This window comes from Marinobacter flavimaris (assembly GCF_002933295.1).
Lineage (GTDB): Bacteria > Pseudomonadota > Gammaproteobacteria > Pseudomonadales > Oleiphilaceae > Marinobacter > Marinobacter flavimaris.
This window is the reverse complement of record NZ_PSSW01000014.1, coordinates 45,540-66,503: the sequence shown is the minus strand read 5'-3', so window position 1 is coordinate 66,503 and position 20,964 is coordinate 45,540. Positions and strand designations below refer to the sequence as shown.

Here is a 20,964-nt window from a genome sequence, read left to right as displayed (position 1 = left end):
CAAGGGGTTCAACCAACTGAAGCTGGTCGTGGACAACGTGCAGTTTCAGGATGGAATACCGGTGGAGGATCAATCTGACAGGAGCGCTGCCTGATGGTCATACACCAGATTTGACAATAACTCGCTCCGAGGTAATCGCAATGAAATGAAAGTTGGCCTGGCATCCCCATCCGGCGCAACTGTTCCCATTGAATGTGCTGATTGGTGAAATCGGTTTGACTACCATTTACATTTTCCAAATCCGATACACGGGGAAGGATAATGGTCTGGGCACCAGACCCGATCGCGATGACAAGTCCAGCAGGGTCGTAATCCATATAGGCTGCCAGGGGGATATCCATCTCCTCAGACATATGTTTTGCCCATGTCTGGCCCATAGGCCGTGTCGGATCGCCTCTATACACGGCAAGAACGCTTTGGCCCTGGAAATCGAGCAATAACCGGTACAGGGAGTTAAAGGCAGGCAGGTTCTCCACAACCAACAGGTGGTCGCACTCGATGGTGCGGACGAATTCGGTCACCAGTGAAACATGAGAACCCTCTAGCTCGGGGAGGGTGGTACTGTTTACCCTCACAGTGGGCCCAATGGCACTGACTAGGACCCGCTCCCGATTATCGGTAGACGCGGACAGCTTCTCATCGGTAGCGACCTCGGCCGTCTCCAACCGGTCACCTTCAAAAGCGGACCATGGGGTGGTCCAATCAATCGACTGGTGAGAGAGCCAGCCTTTCAAGTCCTGCTTTTGCTGCCGGGAAATCGAATAAGCCTTACCGTTAACGAAACCCAGGCCTCGAGCCGCGAGGCTTTCCAGTGTCTTGTTTCGCGTGAATGTCGTTTCCGGGGATTGAGCAACCTTCAGCGCCTGTTTGATTTCACGGCGTGTCGGTTTCATGAGAAAACCTCAGGGCTTGGAGCCTCGTGCACCTTCTTTTTCACATCTTCAAGGGAAATGCCGACCGGGTACACATACAGGTCAACTAGATCACAAGAACCAGCCAGTGGGTGAGCGGAGGTCGCATGGGTGTATAGGCCTACAAAATGAGAGGTACCCTGGCCGCCGGGCAATACCGGATCGCCATCCATATACAGTGCAATCGCATAAAGCCATTCACTTTCGTCCAGATCGGCAATCTCGTTGTCTCGCCCTTCAGAGTTCCAGAATTCAAGTGCGGAAATAGGCGCGTTGTTCTCAATGCACTGTGCCAGCATCCGTTTAACCATCTTGTCGAGCGGGGACACTTCAGCAACATGCTCTGCCTGAGTTTTCTCACGCAGCGTAGAATCTTCTCGCGTCACCTTCGGGGCTTCGTACTTAAGCGTTTCGCTGAGCCGTCCAACCAGCTCAGTGCAGGCTTCCTCTACCCCGACATCGTTGAGGTTGGGTATGGCCAACGCCGGCGAGGGATTGATGGTCCTGAAATACGGGTGCTTATCCAGAGCATCCTGTGTCCTCAAGGCTTCGAATCCCGGATTGTGCCGCATATGATCGGCAACCGCTCGGATCTTCCGAGCTCGTGCCTCAAGCTCTCGCACCTTGAACAGGTTGTCCCGGATGGTGTTCTGAGTCCGGCGTATCCGGTCCACCACTTCCATACACCGGATATCGAGATTAGCGATAAACCCACTTATCTCCGGATCCAGCGAGAACGGCTCGTCATTGAGGCTTGAACGCATCTGGTTGTAGCTTTCCACCAGGTTCGCAAGCTGCCGGCTGTAAAGTTCATTTTCACGGCGCCGAATATCCGGATTGCTCCGGATCCCGTAACTGCTGGTGACCCGGTTGAAGATAGTCGTACTGCTGTCATCCAGAATGTCGTAGTTCGTCAACCGGCCCCCATTTCTCGCGGTTTTCCCGCTGGTTGCCATACTTATGAGACCGGAAGAGGGCGCTTGGCCAGGCCTGTAATTCCACCTGAAAATAGACAGAACCCCGGAGGGAAAATGTCAAAATCCATCACCAGCGCGCGGTCATTTCCGCGCCCACGCCCAAACAAGCGCTCGCTCGGGTTTCAGGAGCGCCCCCTGGTGTCGTTCCCGATCACCGAGGTGACCATCGATTGGGACCGGCTCATCGACAAGCGGCCGTTGCTGCTGGAGACCCTCGACACCATGCCGAGGTACCTGCTCAAGCCCGAGGTGCTGACGCTGCTGGAGGCCGAGACCCACCCCATGCACCGGCTGATCCTGGATCTGATGTGGTGCACCGGCGCGCGGGTCTCCGAGGTGCTGGCGATCACGCCGGCGAGTTTCATGGATGACGGCTACGACTTCGGGGTTATCCTCAAGACGCTCAAGCAAGGGGCAGGGCGGCCGAGCAAACGCAGCCTGCAACGCTCGCCCAAGCGCTTTATCCCGATTCTGGATAGAGACTTTCAGACGCGGATCCAGAGCTACCTGTGGATGGGGAAGTTTCGGAAGGACGAGCGGATCTTTCCGATCACGCGCCAGGCGGTCAGCGCCAATATCGACCGTTTGATTGAGCAGGTGGGGGGAGAGCCGCCGTTCAAGATTGGGTGCCACACTTTTCGGCACAGTTTCGCGGTGCATTTGCTGCTGCACGGTCGGCCGCTTAAGTTTGTGAGCCAGCTCCTCGGTCACCGAAGTGTGGAGTCGACGGAGGTGTACACGAATGTGCTAACGTTCGACGGAGCGCATTTTCTGGAAGGAGTGGACTTCCATTGACTCGGTTATGTTGCTGGGAACGTTGATTGCTGCCGTCGGTGGGTACATCGCAAAATTTGGTTGGAAATTGCTAACGATCACGAGTGTTGGGCGGTGGTCGCGACTGCAATGACAGCGGAAACGACATAGAGTTCTTTGATTTTCCATAGAAATTGAGGTGTTATGATTGATTTAGAGGCACAGTCAGGTATAGCCAAAACATGAAAGACGCGGCAGAACTTATCCATGCATTTAAAGTCCACGACGGACACGTTGAACACCCGTACCGGATAAGCATGTTTGATGAAAATGTGACCTGTTCTCACTGTCGTCAAGTAAAGGGCTTATCGAGCCCGGTGGTAAAACCTAACGTGGGTAAAGAATTAAGCAATCCGTTTTCCACGGGAAGTGGAGGAGCTCGATTTGAGGCCAATATTCAGGCCACTTTCGTCACTCTTATGCTAAGCCGTGGTTATGCCCCTTGCCTGCCATCTTGGCCAATCGTAGAAATTAAGCTCCAAGGAGCAGTCGCAGGATACGCCACCGATGATTTGATAGTGTTCGTAAAGAATCCAGCCACCAACGAGCGCCGCCGACTACTCGGACAAGTTAAAAATTCTATCCAAATCACTCGGAAGAACAAGATTTTTGCTGAAGTAATTCAAGCCGCTTGGGATGACTTCAATAACGAGGATGTCTTTACCAAAGGAAAAGATGTCATCGCATTGATTACAGGGCCATTGAGTGCGACCGATAGCGACGGTGTTACTCAACTATTGGAGCAGGCTCGCCATACTCGTGACGCAGACGAATTCTTCACACAGCTTAGCAGAGCAAAATTCTGTTCAGATGTAGTTAGAAGCAAGCTTGATGCCTTCAAAGAACAGCTCACAGCTGCAAATGGTGGTAATGACGTCGATGATAACGACCTTTACGAATTCCTAAGGAATTTCCATCTGCTCGGTTACGATCTAGCTAGGAAAGCAGGAGTTGTATCATCGCTGTTGCAGTCGCACATCTCACAGTTCAACAGGAATATTGCAGATAAAATTTGGTATCAAATTCTTAATGAAGTACAGGACTTCAATCAATATGCCGGAACCATCACTGTTGAAACGCTTTCTGAAGATCTGGTTGCGCATTTCAAGGAACCCGACGTCACGTATATCCCAATAAGCTTTACAGAAGAGCAGGCAAACGTCGATACCGGCGTAGCTGCCTCGCCTGCTGCCACAAACTGGAATCATCATGCTGCGGCCTCGAAACTTGCTCTTGCCATGCTCATTGGCAGTTGGTCTGAGTCCAATCAAGCGGATCTTGAAGTTATTAGTCAGATAGTGGGTGAGGAGTATGGCGATTGGGTCCCTGATCTTAGGGAAACACTACAAATTCACGATTCTCCAATAGGCTACAAAAATGGTATTTGGGGTTTCAAAGACCGAGTGAAATCCTGGGAGGACTTGGGCGGAAGGCTTTTCGATGACCACTTAGATGGATTCCAATCTATAGCATTGCGTGTCCTTGGTATGGACGACCCAGCGTTTGAGTTACCCGGCGAGCAAAGGTATGCAGCAGCGATTTATGAAAAGCTAATACCACACTCTAACAATCTGCGTCAGGGGTTGGCAGATGGGCTCGCACTCATTGGTAGTAGGCAGCAATCTTTAACCAATTGTAGCGCTGGTAAGCCCGATAGTATTGCTGCTATTTCAATTCGTAAGCTCTTTGAAAATAGCGATTGGGTGCGATGGGGAAGTCTTAATAGCTTGCTTCCTACCCTTTCTGAAGCCCACCCAGATGAATTTTTGTCAGCTGTAGAGGAGGCCATATCCGCCAGTCCCTCTCCGTTTGAAAAGCTTTTTGAGCAAGAAGACACCGGAATTTTCGGTCGAAACTATATTTCTGGCCTGCTCTGGGCACTTGAGGGCATCGCTTGGGATGAAGGGTACCTGAGTCGAGCCTCGGTTGTTCTAGCAGATCTTGCCTCCCATGATCCTGGGGGCAATTGGGCAAACAGGCCTGAGAATTCATTATCCGACATTTTTTTACCATGGATGCCGCATACACTGGCCTCCTTGGAAAAACGTCAGGCAGCATTGAGAACCATATCTGCTGAGCAGCCGGCCGTCGCCTGGAAAGTACTCCAGAGTCTGTTGCCCGGACAGCACACCTCAACTTCGGGAACATATAGGCCAGTATGGAGGAAAACAGTTCCAGAGGGCTGGAAAGAAGGTGTTACTCGTGAAGAGTATTGGGTGCAGTCTCGATTCTGTGCTGAGCTGCTCGTAGAGCAAGCGGATTTCGATGTGACAAAGCTTGCAGCGCTAGCCGAAAATTACGACCACCTACCTGCGCCAGCTTCCCAACAGTTCACAGACAAGCTGATGTCAGCGCGTTGCTTGAGTTTACCAGAGCAGGATCGGTTACCCATTTGGGGCAAATTACGCAAGCTAGTTGCACACCATCGCCGTTTTCCCGATGCACCCTGGTCACTCGGGAACGAGTCACTGTCACTTTTAGAGGCGATTGCGGATAAGCTGTCTCCAGGCACTCCCAGTCTTTTGCATAGACGATTATTTTCTGATCCAGACGCCTATTTGTATGAAGGAGAGGGAGACTGGGAGGAAGAACAGGAGAGGCTGTTTCAAGTCCGAAAGACTGCGGTAGAGGAGATTTTGGAAAAAGAGGGTTTCGAGCAAGCACTGTTTTTCGCAGGGCAAGTGAAGAGCCCCCACCGGGTTGGGGAAGTGCTTGCAGATTTTGAAAGACAGGAATTTGATAGCAATTTGCTGCCAGGTTTGCTCAACCAAGCGGACCAAAAAACCTGGTCTTTTGTAGCCGCATACGCTTGGCGCAGAAGACATACAGGAGGCTGGCAATGGTTCGATGATCTCGACAAGTCAGGATGGCAATCGAAGGAGATTGCCAATCTTCTCTGTGCACTGCCATTTGAAAAAAGTGCATGGGATAGGGCTGCTAAACTTCTTGGTCAATATGAGTGGGAGTACTGGAAAAATACTAGCGCCAACACTTATCAAACTGATGATGATACGGAGTACGCCCTGGCTAAGTTGCTGGAACACGAGCGGCCTAGTGCAGTTATTAATGGGTTGTCGCGGGATATCTTTCGTAAGCGAAAGATAAATCCTGAACTTGCCTGTGATGCACTATTAGCTCTCGTGAAGACAGAAGAGCAGTCGAGGAGGACTGATAGTTACCATATTCTGAAAATCATCAGGGCTCTTCAGAAAAGTGGTACCACAGATCCTGAAAAGCTTTTTCATGTTGAATGGGCCTACGTTCCTTTATTGGCCCAGCAAGAAGAATGCGCACCCGTAACACTCGAAAAGAAGTTGGCGTCCGAGCCTGGTTTTTTTTGTGAGCTGATACAGCTCATCTATCGTGCAAAGGGAGCCGAAAACGAAGGTGAGCCATCCGAACAGCACCGCAAAATGGCCACTAACGCGTATCGCTTGCTCTCATCATGGAGCGTGGTTCCGGGCACACAAGTCAACGGTGAATTTGATCCTGAAACGTTTGTTGAATGGTTAACCACGATGGAAGAAATAGTGAAAGCATCAGGACATTATGATGTTGCCTCGATTCAGCTTGGAAATGTGTTAGTCAACTCCCCGAATGACCCAGATGGTTTGTGGATACACGCAGTTATCGCTGCTGAAATGAATCATAGAGATCGATCAAGTTTACGAGATGGTTATAGAACGGGCATTAGAAATTCCCGCGGTGTTCATGCAATTGATCCAGAGGGCAAGCCGGAGAAAGCTTTAGCAAAAACGTACCGTGAAAGAGCAGACATGGTTGAAAATGCAGGTTTTCATCGATTGGCCACTACTTTACGAGAAGTGGCAGCTAGTTATGATCAAGATGCCGCGAGGATTATTTCTAACGAGGGGTGGCCCGGCTAGGAAAGGTCTGATTAACTCCCTCTTCCCACCACATCACTTTTTAGCTCTAAAGCAAAGCGATTCAAATGCAGTTTAGGCATGATCATCCTCTCCATATTGTTCCTTTTTTGGCCGTTCCCCTAAGCGTCTGCAGAACCCATCTTGAGCTAGCCTCCTTTTAAAAAGACTTTATTTGGTGGTCTCGCCTTAGCAGTACCTCAAAATTTTCCCGGGAGAACAGGAATTTCTGGGCGTGGTCACAGTCGGCACAACGCAGCCTGCAACGTTCGCCAAAACGGTTTATTCCGGTTTCGGATCGAAACTTTCACACCCGGGTCCACAGCTACCTGTGGATGGGGAAGTTTCGAAAGGACGAACGATCTATCCGATCACGCGCCGGGCGGTCAGGATCGACATCGAGAGGCTCACCGTGCAGGTGGTTGGGGGGGGAGCCAACCTTTTCAAGATCGGGTGTCATACCCTTCGGCACAGATTCGCTATACATCTGCTTCTGTATGGTAGGCCGCTGAAATTTGTGAGCCAGCTCCCTTAACGGAGCGCATTTTCTCGAAGGCGTCGACTTCCACTAAGATTTGCTCAAAAACCATAAATGTGGCCATATTTTTTATTGCAACCACTAGATGTTGTATTTTGTAGCTATTTATGTTTAAACTTTTATGTCGTCTGAATAGAGGGGTAGACACCATGTCAGGCAAAAACCAGCACATCGTGCAGCGCGAGAGTGGATGGGCCGTCAAGGGCGAAGGGAACACTCGGGATACCTCACATCACTCGACTCAAGCCGAAGCGGCAGAGGCGGCAAGGGAGATCGCCCGTAATCAAAAAAGCGAGGCGTTGATCCATGGCCGGGATGGGCGAATACGTGAGAGAGATTCTTACGGGAATGATCCTTTTCCACCGAAAGGTTGATTCACGTCATTCAACGGTCACTTCAGGTCATTGATGTCCAGTGCCAAAGGGTTGGAGAAATTTCATGCCAGGAGCCTACGCTCATCTAACGCTCGTTAATCTCGCCAGAGAGCCGCATCGGTTGACTGCAGCAGATATACCTCCTGACGTCGGCAGGGCCCTTATGCGAAACCTCAAATACGTGGAATTGGGTGCGGTGAGTCCCGATTTACCCTACCTCACTCTGGACCTGTTGCAGTGGCCGCCAGGCCTTGATGCGAGAGCTAAGCAGTGGGCCGATAAAATGCACTACGAGCGCACTGGCGAGGTGTTGGCTTCCGGACTCAGATTGCTGCGTGATCGCACTGGTCCTGATTGGGAAAAAGGTGTGGCTTGGCTATTTGGTTATGCGGCTCATATGGCAGCCGACCTGACCATTCATCCGGTCGTGGAACTCAAGGTCGGTCCCTACCATGCCAATCAGAAAGATCATCGACGCTGTGAGATGTACCAAGACGCCCACGTTTTTTATCGTCTTAATCTTGGTGACATCGGAGACTCGGAACATCTGGATAGCGGTATCAAAGCGTGCGTTGACGACAGCGGCTCACTGGATTGCGACATCGAAAATCTTTGGAAGCGAATATTGGCAGATGTCTACCCCGAAGGATACCAATCCAATGAACCGCAACCAGCGGATTGGCACGCCGGTTTCTCCAGTTTGTTGGATACGGTGGAGGAGGGCACACGTTTATTCGCCTGGGCCAGGCACGTTGGCGCCCACACAGGGATGAGCTACACGACGGAGGAAGACATCGACTCTACGTTTATAGAGGATCTTGAGATCCCAGGGGGGGAGCGACTGCACTATGACGCTCTATTTGATCGGGCCGTCGACAATGTCTTGAGGTTTTGGGCGCAGTTGGCAGAAGGTTTGAAACAGCCGACTGCCCCCATCTTTGCGCAACTTGGAAACTGGAATCTCGATACCGGCAAAGACACCGAAACTAAGGAGTACGTGTTTTGGGGGGTAGCCTGATGTTTCGACAGTTTAGTTGGTCTCTAATCACCGCCACGTTCCTGCTGGTCGGCTGCGCATCTCATGCAGACGACGAAGAAATGTATGTGACAGCCTCTGCGTTGACCAAGGTCAGCAGTGCTTTGGAGGCCGCAGTCTATTTTGACACCCCACCCGAAGGCCTCCAAGACCGAGAGCTACTGGAGTTTGCGACTAAGCATGACCCATCCCTCTTGGAGCCATTTGACAATTTCATACTCAAAGCAAATTACGTTGATCGTCATGGAGTGGTTTTGGTGTGTGATGAACTCGGTAGAAAGGCTCTGATGAAAGACCTGGGATGCACCGCCAAGCTTGATAAACCGTATTGGGATTCCACCGAAGTAGTGCCATGCCGGATCAACCCGCCGTCCACAGTCAACTGCCCAGTCACCGAGTAGGTAGAAGGTAAGGAAATCGTTTTTATAGCAGCGGCTCTAATCAGTTCAAGGACTTTACGTGATTGTTACGGATGGGGTGCAAGAGTGGAAAAAGATCTCAAGAAACAGAACAATGCCACGATCGCCGCGCTGTTAAGCGCTGTCGTCCTCGTGTGTTTGGGGTTTCAGTTTGGTTTCAACTACTTGCCATCATTCAAAGAGGGGCTTCTTACAGGGGTTGCTGGGGTGATTACCCTAGCGGTTCTGGTCTTTATCACCCATCTGCTCCCACACGATATAAAGCACAAACTCGTCTTCACCCGTTTCGTGAATGAAATGCCCGGAGGACGGGTTCATCGTCTCTGCAAGCGGGATTCGAGAGTGGTGTATGAAGACGTTGCATCACAATGGCCGCATGTCTTTGATGAGGTGATCGCCGCGGGTGATCGGAACTCCCTCTGGTATCGAGACATATACAAGCCTGTTCGAGATACCCATGAGGTCCGTCAATCGCACAGAAGCTTTCTCCTCTACCGCGACACCTTTTCGGGTTTGGTCGCTCTCCTGATTTTTACAATTTTGTGGGACTCCCTGGGAGACCATCAACTTCTTGGTGACATTGTCCCTGCTGTCTATGTCGTGCTCGTCATTTCATCCCTCCTGGCTCTTCTTGCCGCTCGCAATGCAGGTAACAGGCTCGTTGTAAACGCCGTTGCCGTCGCTCAATAGACGAAAGGAACTGCATTTCATGAACTCGAAGGTTACATTTTTCCCCGTTGATAATGGTGACATGACCCTGTTGCAGCTTGCGGATGATCGCCAGACCTGCCTTCTGATTGACTGTCGGATCAGGCGTTCTGCCGATGATCCGAGCGACACGACGCCTGACGTTGCCTCTGAACTTCGAAAGCGCATTAAGAAGGATGCCCGGGGGCGCCCGTTTGTTGATGCGATGCTTCTTTCTCACCCGGATGAGGACCATTGCCTTGGCCTCAGGGCGCACTTTTGGCTTGGCCCAGTTCAGGACTATCCCGACGATGACAGAGACCAGCCCCAGAAGAGGATTATCATTCGGGAGCTTTGGTCGTCCCCGATGGTTTTCAGGCGTGCGTCGAAGAAGCTGCCCCTGTGCGACGATGCTAAGGCGTTCGCCAAAGAAGCGCGCCGTCGAGTCCAGGCAAACCGCGATAGCGGATTCAATGTTCCCGATGGCGATCGGATTCTTATCCTGGGGCAAGACAAAGACGGTAAGACAGATGGCCTGGAGCAAATCCTCGTAAGGCATGGGGATGTCATTAAAGGAATTAACGGAGTTGGCCAAAACCTCCTGGAATCGCGCCTGCTTGCCCCTTTCCGAGAGCAAGACGAGGAGGTGGAGGAAGAGCTGTCTAAAAACGACTCCAGTGTTGTGATCAATTTCAGCATTCGTGAGTCCAGCTCCGGCGATTGTTTCAGCCGATTCCTGTCTGGCGGTGACTCGGGGGTATGCATCTGGGAGCGGCTCTGGCGCGAGTACACGGCTGACGACCTGAAATACGACCTCCTCCTTGCCCCTCATCACTGCTCATGGCGTTCACTTTCACACGACAGCTGGTCTGATAATGGCAACGATGCTGAGATCTCCGAGGATGCGCGTTCAGCGTTAGCGCAGGCAAATGATGATGCGTTTATTGTTTCCAGCAGCAAGCCGGTTGTTGATGACGATAACGACCCCCCCTGTATTCGGGCCAAGCGTGAGTACAGGAGTATCTTGGGGTCAACAGGTATCTTTAAGTGCACCGGGGAAGAGCCGACTCGCAAGAAGCCGGAGCCCATCGTATTTCAAGGCGCCAGGTCTGGCTTCAGGCTGGCCGTTGCCGCTGCCGCAACAGCGTCAGTCGCATCCGCCGCTCCACCGAGGGCAGGCAGTGACGACTGAATACATTGACTACGGAGAGTCGCTGGGAAAGTCGGTAACGTCGAATTTGCCTGCACCATTGCGTGACGTGGCCGACGCGTGCAGTGAGCACTCTGCTTTTGACGTTGTTGAATTCCGGCGGATTTCGTCGGATTCACATGCGCTTATTGTCGATGTTGGCGATGGGACTTTTGATGCCAAGAATCGGGTCGGAATACGCCGCTTTGAGCGCCTGGCGCTGGCTTATAACCCCGTTTTTGGTTTCCCATGGGAGGTTAGGGCGCTTCGCTCCGACTTCCCAGTGACCATGCATCAAAACCATGTAGGGCCCAATTCACCACGTTCCCTGTGCCTCTACGTTGAGCCTTGGTCATCTGTGGAGCGAGTCTGGAACCCTCACTCATTTCTGGGTCGAGTTCTCTGGTGGCTTCGGGAAACCGCCTGCGAAAACCTGCATCAAGAGGATCAACCTCTTGAGCAGCTTTTTTTCGAACCCGCGGATCGCTTTGTATTGCCGGAGGATTATTTCGAGAGACTCACCGAAACCGGCTATCGTATCGTTTTCGATCAGCGACCATTCGCCTGTCGAGGAAGATTCTTGTATCAAGCCCGGGTTGTAGATGATAGGTCGCATCCGGGTTTCCAGGATGGAAAATGGATACCAATTACGATCATCTTGCCTCCCATTACTCACGGTTGCGTAGAGGAACACCCCAAACATCTTGGGGATCTGCTTCAAAGACTCGATTCTCGAGGTGCCAGGATTTCCGGATTGCTCCGTGAGGCGATTCAGGATCTTGTTCCTGAGGGTCAAAGCTTTGACTGGCCGGCCGGCAAGACCAATAAGATACTTCTAGTGCTGGGCATCTCCCTCAAACGTGACAGCAAGACCGAGAGAACGGACGTTTACGGCTTCGCTATGGATCAACATTTTGGCCGGCTCGGTGAAGACCTTGGTGCCCTGATCCGTAGTCCCGGCGAAAACAAGTGGTTTCGTAATACTGGGATAATGGAAAAAGTCGAGCCCCTGAACGTGGATCGATTGGAAAGTTACCCTCTGACCCCTGTTGGTATCAGGCTAATGCCATCAAAGCAGGAGGTGAGGGAATACTCGGGAATAGCTGATTCACCATGCGATTTCAACGGGGTCATTTCTGGGCTCGGATCTTTGGGAAGTGCCGTTGCCTCAATCTGGGCAAGGGAAGGCTGGGGTGAATGGGAATATGTCGATCATGATGCGGTTGAGCCCCATAACCTGTCCCGTCATGTTTCCCTAGGTCCATGTGTGGGCATGGCCAAATCCGAAATGATGAGCGCCCAGGCCGCATCTATGTTCTCCCTCAAGGTGAGTGACAGCAGCGTGCCAAAAGCATACGTAAGGAGGCTCACGGAGGACCTCCAATGGCTAGAAGCCCTATTGGAGCACAAGGACATCATTGTCGATGCATCCACGACGCTAGAGGTCCCTCGGGACCTGTCCGGCATGGATAGGTCGGCTCGTTTGGCAACACTCTTCATAACTCCATCAGGCAGGTCCTCGGTTTTACTCATGGAGGATCAGTCCGGATACACACGTAGTCTGTCACTCGAGGCTCAGTATTATCGAGCCATTCTGACCAATGATTGCTGGGGCACCGATCATCTGGAAGGGAACTCGGGCTCTTTATGGGTTGGGGCCGGATGCCGGGACATCACCATGGCGATGTCCAATGAACTGGTATGGCTCCACGGATCGATACTGGCTCGCCAGCTGAGGTTGCTTTCAGACAAAGAAGAGGCCCAGATCAAGATCTGGGATTGCGATGGGCTCTCCGGGGCCGTTAGCGCTCATGACATTCAGGCCTGCAAGCCCATTTACGCGGAAGTCGGGGATTGGACTGTGTGGTGGGACGTCTCGATCGAAGATGGCATGTCCAGACTCAGAAATGACGAATTGCCCAATGAAACCGGTGGCATTTTGCTTGGTTTTGTTGACCAGAAGATCAAAACGATATCGGTCGTGCTAGCCAGGCCCGCACCAGAGGACAGCACTGCAACACCCCAAGAGTTCTTGCGCGGAACTGCCGGTGTAGAAGGAGATATCGATGAGTGTCGTCGTAGAACTGGCGGGATCGTTTCGTATCTAGGCGAATGGCATTCTCATCCGAGGGGCTGCAAATCCGATCCAAGCACTCACGATCGAAAACAGCTGGATTACCTAGAGAACGTTATGGCTCGTGATGGCAGTCCTGCAATCTCCATGATTGTCTCGGACTCAACGATCAGCGTTTCATTGGGTCAACAAACAACGACGGTTGAGTTGTCCTTTTTCACTCTTGAAGAAGGCAAAATTTAACCTTTGACTATTTCACTGTTGAGCGATTAAGACGCTTTTTAAACAAAAGCGAACGTTCGCGCACCTCGGTTCGATAAATCTGCCTATCTTTTCGTAGTGTCCGCAGTGACGGGGTAGAGCCTCAAGAGGTCGATTGGTTCAGAAGCTAATCCCTTTGGCTTTTTGTTCCAATGTCTCCCTCATGTAGAGATGCAATGAGCGGGCACGCGATGCTGTCCGGCTGTGCGTGGCATTGACTGACCATGTCGCTCAGAGCCTTCTCAATTTTGACCAGCCTTTCGATCTTTTCACGCACATCCTTCAGCTTGTGCTCGGCGAGCGCACTGGCTTCCTGACAGTGAGTGCCATCTTCCAACCTTAAAAGGTCGCCGACCTCGTCGAGACTGAAACCCAGCTGCTGCGCCGTTTTAACAAATGTCAGCCGATCAATATCGGCGGAACCGTAGCGTCGAATACCACCTAGAGGTCGTTTGGGTTCCGACAACAGACCTCGCCGCTGGTAATAGCGGATCGTCTCGACATTTACATTGGCCGCCTTGGCCAAGCCGCCAATAGTCAGTGAACTGGCTTTAACCGACATACTGCTTGACTCCGTACTTGACTACGGAAGTAACCTTATCGCATCGAGTCCATGGGCAACAGGTGTCAACGTCATGTCGAAATTCAAATCTAAATCCGGAGGTGCTTCTCTCGCTGTCGGGGGCATGGCTGGACTTCTCGCCTCGGCGTGCTGTCTCGGGCCATTGGTACTTATCACTCTGGGCGTTTCCGGTGCCTGGATCGGCAACCTGACAGCTTTGGAGCCCTATCGACCGCTGTTCATTGGCGCGGCCACCGTCGCCATGTTCTTTGCCTGGCGACGAATCTATCGCCCTGTAGAGCAATGCTCACCCGGTGAAACGTGTGCGATCCCTCAAGTCCGAAAGACCTATAAGGTGATCTTTTGGGTAGTTACGGCTCTGGTACTGGTCGCATTAGTGTTCCCTTACATTTTGCCTCTATTCTACTAAACGGAGATTTTTCTCATGCGTAAACAGTTTGTACTTGCCATGTTCCTCACTTTGCTCAGCATGTCCTCCTGGGCTGCGTCTCAAACAGTAACTCTCTCGGTGCCTGACATGACCTGTGCCGCGTGTCCGATCACCGTCAAGTTGGCCTTAAGTAAGGTGGAAGGGGTGTCGCAAGTTTCCGTGAGCTACCCTGATCGAGAAGCCGTCGTCACCTTTAACGATGCGCTCACTTCCATAGAGGCGCTCACCGAGGCCACGAGCGACGCTGGTTACCCCTCCACTCCCACGGCCTCAGAGGCGACTCCGGAGGGGCAATGAAGAATCCGAAGAACCTGCTCAGGGTCGGCATAGTAGGGACTATTCTGGTTGCACTATGCTGCTTCACACCGATTCTGGTCATTTTGATGGCCACCGTGGGACTGGCCGCCCTGACGGGCTATCTCGACTATGTGCTTCTTCCGGCACTGGCGGTATTCATCGGCCTGACGGTTTATGCGTTCTGGCGGAAAAAGCACTATGACGCCAGCTACGAGAGCAACTTCAAAGCTCCAAGGAGTTTCCCGAGTGAAAAATGACAACAAACTGCATATTGCGGTAATCGGCAGTGGTGGTGCCGCCATGGCGGCTGCCCTGAAGGCAACAGAGCGCGGTGCCCGCGTCACCCTGATTGAACGTGGGACTGTCGGCGGCACCTGCGTAAATGTTGGCTGCGTGCCCTCGAAGATTATGATTCGTGCAGCACATATCGCGCACCTGCGAAAAGAAAGCCCGTTTGACGCGGGCATCAGTGCTGAGGCTCCTCAGGTAGACCGAGCAAAACTGCTTCAGCAACAGCAGGCACGAGTGGAGGAGCTGCGTGACACCAAGTACGAAAAGATACTTCGAGAACACAAGGACATCACAGTCCTGAACGGTGAGGCCCGGTTTGTCGATACCAATAGCCTGGTAGTCACGCTGGCTGAGGGTGGTGAAAAACCGGTTCATTTTGATCGCGCCTTTATTGGAACCGGAGCCAGACCGGCAGAGCCGCCAATAACGGGGCTGGCAGACACTCCTTACCTGACATCAACCAGTGCCTTGGCGCTGGATACCGTTCCCAAACGGCTGATCGTGATTGGTGCCGGTTTCGTTTCCTTGGAATTGGCTCAGGCATTCGACAGACTCGGCAGCAAGGTTACCGTTTTAGCCCGGAGCCGTGTGTTGTCCAGCGAAGATCCTACGATCGGAGAGGCCATAGAGGCGGCTTTTAAACGGGAAGGGATTGAGGTGCTTCGCCAGACCACGCCCAGCAACGTGGACTATAGCGACAACGAGTTTATCGTCGAGACGCCTGCCGGCACCTTGCGAGCCGACCAACTACTGGTGGCGACCGGTCGAACGCCCAATACCGAGGCCCTGAACCTGGCGAGCATTGGCGTGGAAACTTCACGCGGCGCAATTCAGGTGGATGAGCATCTGCAAACCACGGTCACCGGAATATACGCTGCTGGTGACTGCACCAATCAACCGCAGTTTGTCTATGTCGCAGCTGCCGCAGGCAGCCGAGCCGCCGTCAACATGACGGGAGGCGAGGCCAAACTCGACCTCAGTGCCATGCCCGGGGTCATGTTCACCGATCCTCAAGTCGCCACCGTTGGCCTCACTGAAGCCGAAGCAGTTGCTCGGGGTTATAGCGTGGACACCAGGCTGCTCGACTTGGAAAACGTGCCGCGTGCGCTAGTAAACTTTGACACCCATGGATTTATTAAAATGGTAGCAGAGCGCAGCACAGGCCGTTTGCTCGGGGTGCAGGTTGTCGCAGCGGAAGGCGGTGAAATTATCCAAACGGCAGTGATGGCGTTACGAGCAGGTTTGACCGTTCAGGAAATCGGCGATGACTTGTTCCCTTATCTGACCATGGTTGAAGGACTCAAACTCTGTGCGCAAACGTTCACCAAGGATGTAAAGCAGTTGTCCTGCTGTGCCGGTTAATCGCTCCGGCTCTGGTCAACGCGAGCACTGTCCAAAATTTGAACGTTCGCTTTGCGACCATCAGCGAAGGGCTCTAATCAGCGGTGCAACTGAAGCCGGGATGTTTACATAAGATTCGAGCTATAAAAAGACGCGTCACTCGGATGCCCTTGCCTACGCTTCGTTGCGTCAAGGCCCCCGGTGAGCTTCAACGTTAAGTGGGAAGGAAAAGTAGCACTGTGATAGACCTCTGGAATCCATGCACTTTTAGTCTTGAGCTTCAGCGTGCGCTTACAGCGGAATCACAGCTAGTTTTCGACTATCACACTGAAGAACGCAGATTGATGGACGAGCATTTGAATAGCTCGCCTTACCAAAGCTTGAAGCCGAACCGGTTCTCCTCAGATTACCTTTGGTTTCAGGAGCATGAGCTGACACCGATACTGACTGAGACTCGAATAAGAGTATGGCACTACGCTAGATTACTTGATCATGAAGTGAATGGGATGCAACAAGGACTAGTGCCTTCATCATTGGAATTTTTGCAAGAACGTCTTCATAAGCTTGTCGCGATGGAGCTGCTAAGCCAGGAAGAAGCCGATAAGATCTTTCAAGAAAGTCCCTTCCATTCACAGGAAAACATCAGATCTGGGAAGTTGTGGACTGTCACCGTGCCCCAGCATCACCGCGCTGGGGGCGTTTCACCTCTCCTTGGAAGCTGGGGAGGCGAGTCTGCATATTTTTGGCTTTCCGATAAGTCGGTGGCTGCGAAACTGAAAAAGCTGGGTTTTCCACGAATTCTTGAGATTGAAAGCGAACTTTCAGACCGCCTCAATGCGTTCAGTGCTTCGAGCACATTATTAGAAGCATGGGCGAGGAAGATCGGAGTCTCCGTGGTCCCCACAGGTTGCGATCTTGCAATTACGAACTGCCTTGGCACCGCTAAAATTGTACGAGTACATACGGAAGGCGAAAGCACGTTTGGTGAAGTAGGCAAAACCTACCCTAAAGGCATGAGTGGGAACGCCACTTAACCATCGGCTGGACAGCGACCGATGTTCCGCCGCTTCGCGGCTCCAAACCAGCGCGTGAGCCGGGAGTTATTTTTGAGGGAGCAATCAAATTGAGTGGCATTGAGGAGCGTATTGCCGAAGTTAGAGAGCTGGAAAGATCAGTACGCAACCATATAAACACACATCATTACCAATCTGTGTTGCTCCAAGACTCGAATGATTGGAATCAGATTTGTAGTTCGCTTGATGTTATCGGGGATACAATCTGCTCGATTGAGTCATACCAGTTGCAACCGTTCCCTGACGAGACTGGCATGAAGTACATAGTTACCTATGGAATTCTGCAGGCGCTATTTATACAGCAAGATGCTCTTCGCCATCTATCAGAGGCATTTGAAATCGAATACAAAGGTAATGCGATATTAAAAGAGATTAGAGAAAACCGGAACGCCGCAATTGGACATCCCACTAAACAAAATAGAGGTGGTGAATGTTTCTACAACCATGTTTCAAGAATATCGCTGTCAAAAAACGGTTTTGATTTGCTGAGGTTTAGTAAGTCGCGCCCTCACGAGATGATTAGAGTGGATATAATTTCAGCGATCGAGTCTCAACTGGATTGTATCGCTGTCGATTATAAGAGAATATCTGAAAAGCTGAGCGAAATAGATCGTATGCACAGAAATAAGTTCAAAAACACCCAACTCCAAGACATATTTCATTCCGCGATGGGTTATTCGTTTGAAAAAATTGCGTCTGGAATATATGCATACTCGTATGGTGACAAGGATTTTGGTCACAGCAACTTACACATGGTTAAAACGGCATATCAGCGCTTTGAAGCTGCACTAAAAGAACGCAATGAGCTTGCAAGCCATACGGAATTTGACCTCAAAGAATATTTCCATGCGATAGAAAAACTCGACCAATATTTCACTGGAGCGTCTCAGTGGATGGAAGAAGCTGATGCCAGAATCTACCATACATATTTATTGAATCAGCATGAGCATTTTGTTCAGATCGCTCGAGAGATAGATCAAGACTATGCCGAAAAGACATAACAAGCGGCTGGTGGCAGACGCACCTACGATGCACTCCAGCGCGCTGAAGAAAAGAAATTAACGCCCCATCTGTATGTTCGCTTTGCGACCATAGCGACCTTAATGAACCTTCTTTTCAAGAGGTGCTTAGGTTACTTTCAGTGCAAAGGTCAGAATGCGGTCGCCTCAATTTCCTTTCGAATTTGTGCGGACACACCATGGACACAATTTGGACACAGACAAATAAAAAAGGCCTACGTTTTCACGTAAGCCTTTGAAAATAATGGCGCGCCCGATAGGATTCGAACCTATGACCTTTGCCTCCGGAGTGCACTGTACCAAGGTGCTTTAGCTAGGGGTTAATCGTTGTAATTTGAGGCGGTTCAAGCGGTTATGTTTCAAGCTTCGCCCTCGATAAAGTTCATTTAATACCGATAGTTACACGATTGAGGCCGAATCTGGGCACAGGGTTGTCCGGTTGAGATCGTCGCAAAACTACCAAAGTGACCGCTGCCCTATGCCCTCGATTTCACACTTTACTCGCGCAGATGTGCCTGAACAACTACCTGGATTTTGTCCGGTTACGGCTGCCCTAAATTGGACATGACTCAGCAATTTTAGGGTTGCTTCCTTACGGAACTAGAACGAACGGTGCTCGTAAATTCCTGTCAAACATGTCCAATGATTGACCAAGATTTGGACTCAAGTCGATATACTAGTTACTTCTTCCCGGTCGACTTTGTTTAGTGTTGGGTTTATCACCTTTGAGTCCCACTTTGTGAATACTGAAAATCTGCCTTGTCTCTCCGATTACAACTGGTTCCTGAACACCCTTCCTGAAGCTGCCCTCGTGGTTGGCGATAGCGGTGAAATTCTTATTGCGAACGAAATGGCCAGGCGGGTTTTCAAGTCCAGCGGAGATGGCTTCCATGCAAAACATGTTGGGGAGCTTATTCCAGTGGAGAAGCGCGATGGCCATGATAATAAGATGGCCCGCTTCCACGCCTCTCCAGAGAAAGAGACACGGATTGCAAATTCTGCACTGGAAGCTGTGCGAGGCGATGGGACGCACTTCGCGATTGTTATTATTTTAAGGCAGATTACCTTGGCGTCCGGAAGTTACACCCTGGCGATTTGTCAGGATGTGTCCGAACAGCGATACCTCGTAACTGGGTTACGGAATGAACTAGATCAAGAACGCATGCTGGCCCGGACAGATCCCCTTACATCAATTGCTAACATACGCAGTTTTCGAGCAGAGCTTGAACGCTCGATCGAGCGTCTTTCCCGCTATGGCCGACATTTCACGCTAATCAGTATTGATTTAGATAACTTCAAGCCGATCAACGATGACTACGGGCACGCAGAGGGCGATAAAGTGCTCAAAGACGTGGGGGATGCCCTCAAGTCTGGCCTTCGTAGCGGCGACTTCCCAGCACGCATTGGTGGCGACGAATTTGCGGTGTTGCTCCCTGATACGGGATTCGACGCGGCTAAGCAGTTCATGCCGTGTAGTAGCCCCCATTTAAACCGGACACCTTGGTAGAAGCAAAGGCCTAGGCATAGACCTAGTGCAAAGGAGTGTCCAAGGTGGAGAGAATCGAAGTCATAACCGGAGTGCAGCGCCGTCGCCGGTATTCCGCGCAGGAGAAAGCATTCATGGTTGCAGAGTGTGAGCAGCCAGGCATGTCGGTATCGCTTGTCGCCCGGCGTCATGGTATATCAGCAAGTCTGTTGTTCCGTTGGAAGAAGCTGATGAAAGACGGTGGCATGTCCGCGATTGAATCCGGTGATGAGGTTGTAAGCGCATCCGAGGTGAAAGCCCTGAACAAGAAGGTTCGGGAGCTGGAGCGGATGTTGGGCCGCAAGACGATGGAAGCTGAAATACTCCGGGAAGCCCTGGAGGTGGCTCAGTCAAAAAAGTTGATCTCGCGCATGCCGTTGCTGCCACCGGACGATACCCTCTGAAGCGGGTTGCGGAAGTGCTGAAGGTGTCGCGCTCCAATCTTCTGGATCGCCTTCATGGTCGCCAGAAAGGCCGAAGCCCGAGATACAGCAAACAGGACGATGACCGGCATTTACCGTTTATCCGCGAGCTGTGCGAGGCCCGTGCGGCCAATGGCTATCGAAGGATCACGGCTCGACTGAATCGGTTGCTCGCAGCCAACGATGAGCGAGTAAACCACAAGCGCGTGTACCGACTGATGAAGCAGGATGGGCTGCTGTTACCCCGGTATACAGGGCGACCTCAAGAGCGCTGCCACAATGGCCAGGTTATTACGTTGAAGCCGGACCTTCGCTGGTGCTCGGATGGCTTTGAGATCCGCTGCTGGAACAAGGAGGTTGTCCGTGTAGCCTTCAGCCTGGACTGCTGTGATCGCGAGCTGATGCGCTATGTAGCGACCACTGGTGGCATCACCGGTGAGATGATTCAGGACCTACTGCTGGAAAGCCTGGAATACCGGTTCGGCCAGTCAGAGAGGGTGCCTCATCCGCTGGAGTGGCTGACAGACAATGGCAGCTGCTACATTGCCAAAGAAACGCGGACCTTCGCGTCCTCTCTGGGCTTTGTGGTGTGTACCACACCGGTGAGAAGCCCTCAGAGTAACGGCATGGCGGAGGCCTTCGTGAAGACGTTTAAGCGGGACTATGTGTACCTGAACGATCTCCCTGATGCCGCCACGGTGATGGCCAGGCTGCCGGGATGGATCGAGGACTATAACCGAAGCCACCCGCACAAGGGGCTGAAAATGAAATCGCCCTGGGAATATCGGGCAGAACTGGCATCAAACGAATGAGGTGGTGT

The 20,964-nt window shown here is 51.7% G+C and carries 18 protein-coding genes and 1 pseudogene; 16 read left to right on the top strand and 3 right to left on the bottom strand.

All coding sequences use genetic code 11. The features are described from left to right. Window positions 1-182 precede the first annotated feature (182 nt). Window positions 183-893: pseudogene (locus MDHKLMBL_RS21035) on the bottom strand (DUF7281 domain-containing protein); the annotation flags it as partial. Further along, window positions 890-1,828 carry a hypothetical protein gene (locus MDHKLMBL_RS19135; RefSeq protein ID WP_146083427.1) on the bottom strand — a complete coding sequence of 313 codons (939 nt, stop codon included), beginning with the start codon at window positions 1,826-1,828 and terminating at the stop codon, window positions 890-892. The gene MDHKLMBL_RS19135 and the pseudogene MDHKLMBL_RS21035, both read right to left, overlap by 4 nt. A 114-nt stretch (window positions 1,829-1,942) precedes the next feature. On the opposite strand from MDHKLMBL_RS19135, the gene MDHKLMBL_RS19130 reads away from it, so the two are divergent. From MDHKLMBL_RS19130 to cap2-3, 8 genes are all read left to right on the top strand, one after another. Then, on the top strand, window positions 1,943-2,683 hold the full coding sequence (locus MDHKLMBL_RS19130; protein WP_104272175.1) for a tyrosine-type recombinase/integrase: 741 nt from the start codon (window positions 1,943-1,945) through the stop codon (window positions 2,681-2,683). 200 nt (window positions 2,684-2,883) lie between these two features. Continuing rightward, window positions 2,884-6,588 (top strand): hypothetical protein, encoded by a 3,705-nt coding sequence (locus MDHKLMBL_RS19125; RefSeq protein ID WP_104272171.1) that lies wholly within the window; start codon window positions 2,884-2,886, stop codon window positions 6,586-6,588. Window positions 6,589-7,272: 684 nt separating this feature from the next. Continuing rightward, window positions 7,273-7,497: a DUF2188 domain-containing protein gene (locus MDHKLMBL_RS19115; protein ID WP_104272166.1), complete on the top strand. Its 225-nt coding sequence runs from the start codon at window positions 7,273-7,275 to the stop codon at window positions 7,495-7,497. Between the two features lie 64 nt (window positions 7,498-7,561). Further along, complete coding sequence (locus MDHKLMBL_RS19110; RefSeq protein WP_104272162.1) at window positions 7,562-8,515, top strand: zinc dependent phospholipase C family protein; 954 nt, start codon at window positions 7,562-7,564, stop codon at window positions 8,513-8,515. After that, window positions 8,515-8,934 (top strand): hypothetical protein, encoded by a 420-nt coding sequence (locus tag MDHKLMBL_RS19105; RefSeq protein WP_104272158.1) that lies wholly within the window; start codon window positions 8,515-8,517, stop codon window positions 8,932-8,934. Before MDHKLMBL_RS19110 ends, MDHKLMBL_RS19105 begins: the two co-directional genes overlap by 1 nt. Window positions 8,935-9,018: 84 nt before the next feature. After that, on the top strand, window positions 9,019-9,642 hold the full coding sequence (locus MDHKLMBL_RS19100) for a hypothetical protein (RefSeq protein WP_104272156.1): 624 nt from the start codon (window positions 9,019-9,021) through the stop codon (window positions 9,640-9,642). A gap of 19 nt (window positions 9,643-9,661) precedes the next feature. After that, window positions 9,662-10,831 carry an anti-phage 6A-MBL system MBL-fold protein gene (gene mblB, locus MDHKLMBL_RS19095; protein WP_104272154.1) on the top strand — a complete coding sequence of 390 codons (1,170 nt, stop codon included), beginning with the start codon at window positions 9,662-9,664 and terminating at the stop codon, window positions 10,829-10,831. Beyond that, complete coding sequence (cap2-3, locus tag MDHKLMBL_RS19090; RefSeq protein ID WP_158254296.1) at window positions 10,821-13,145, top strand: anti-phage 6A-MBL system cap2_3 protein; 2,325 nt, start codon at window positions 10,821-10,823, stop codon at window positions 13,143-13,145. The genes mblB and cap2-3 overlap by 11 nt, the downstream gene beginning before the upstream one ends. Before the next feature lie 145 nt (window positions 13,146-13,290). Here cap2-3 and merR read toward each other — a convergent pair whose 3' ends face one another. Further along, window positions 13,291-13,725, bottom strand: a complete 435-nt coding sequence (gene merR, locus MDHKLMBL_RS19085; RefSeq protein WP_014421553.1) for a mercury resistance transcriptional regulator MerR — start codon at window positions 13,723-13,725, stop codon at window positions 13,291-13,293. 73 nt (window positions 13,726-13,798) lie between these two features. Here merR and merT point away from each other — a divergent pair, with 73 nt between their 5' ends. From merT to MDHKLMBL_RS19045, 8 genes are all read left to right on the top strand, one after another. Further along, window positions 13,799-14,155: a mercuric ion transporter MerT gene (gene merT / locus MDHKLMBL_RS19080; protein WP_011783480.1), complete on the top strand. Its 357-nt coding sequence runs from the start codon at window positions 13,799-13,801 to the stop codon at window positions 14,153-14,155. 15 nt (window positions 14,156-14,170) lie between these two features. Continuing rightward, complete coding sequence (merP, locus tag MDHKLMBL_RS19075) at window positions 14,171-14,473, top strand: mercury resistance system periplasmic binding protein MerP (protein WP_011783481.1); 303 nt, start codon at window positions 14,171-14,173, stop codon at window positions 14,471-14,473. Continuing rightward, entirely contained in the window at window positions 14,470-14,730 is a 261-nt protein-coding gene (gene merF / locus MDHKLMBL_RS19070) for a mercury resistance system transport protein MerF (RefSeq protein WP_014421551.1), read from the top strand. The genes merP and merF overlap by 4 nt, the downstream gene beginning before the upstream one ends. Beyond that, window positions 14,672-16,126 carry a mercury(II) reductase gene (gene merA / locus MDHKLMBL_RS19065; protein ID WP_206769573.1) on the top strand — a complete coding sequence of 485 codons (1,455 nt, stop codon included), beginning with the start codon at window positions 14,672-14,674 and terminating at the stop codon, window positions 16,124-16,126. The genes merF and merA overlap by 59 nt, the downstream gene beginning before the upstream one ends. Before the next feature lie 218 nt (window positions 16,127-16,344). Next, window positions 16,345-17,139, top strand: a complete 795-nt coding sequence (locus MDHKLMBL_RS19060) for a hypothetical protein (RefSeq protein ID WP_199185543.1) — start codon at window positions 16,345-16,347, stop codon at window positions 17,137-17,139. Between the two features lie 89 nt (window positions 17,140-17,228). Next, window positions 17,229-18,179: a hypothetical protein gene (locus MDHKLMBL_RS19055; protein ID WP_104272147.1), complete on the top strand. Its 951-nt coding sequence runs from the start codon at window positions 17,229-17,231 to the stop codon at window positions 18,177-18,179. Window positions 18,180-18,936: 757 nt separating this feature from the next. After that, window positions 18,937-19,704, top strand: coding sequence for a GGDEF domain-containing protein (locus tag MDHKLMBL_RS21310; protein ID WP_158254295.1), 768 nt, complete (start codon window positions 18,937-18,939; stop codon window positions 19,702-19,704). A 44-nt stretch (window positions 19,705-19,748) separates the two neighbouring features. Continuing rightward, a protein-coding gene (locus MDHKLMBL_RS19045; protein ID WP_094182537.1) for an IS3-like element ISMaq2 family transposase occupies window positions 19,749-20,956 on the top strand; the annotation gives its coding sequence in 2 pieces (ribosomal slippage) (window positions 19,749-20,076 and window positions 20,076-20,956; 1,209 coding nt in all). Window positions 20,957-20,964: the final 8 nt, after the last annotated feature.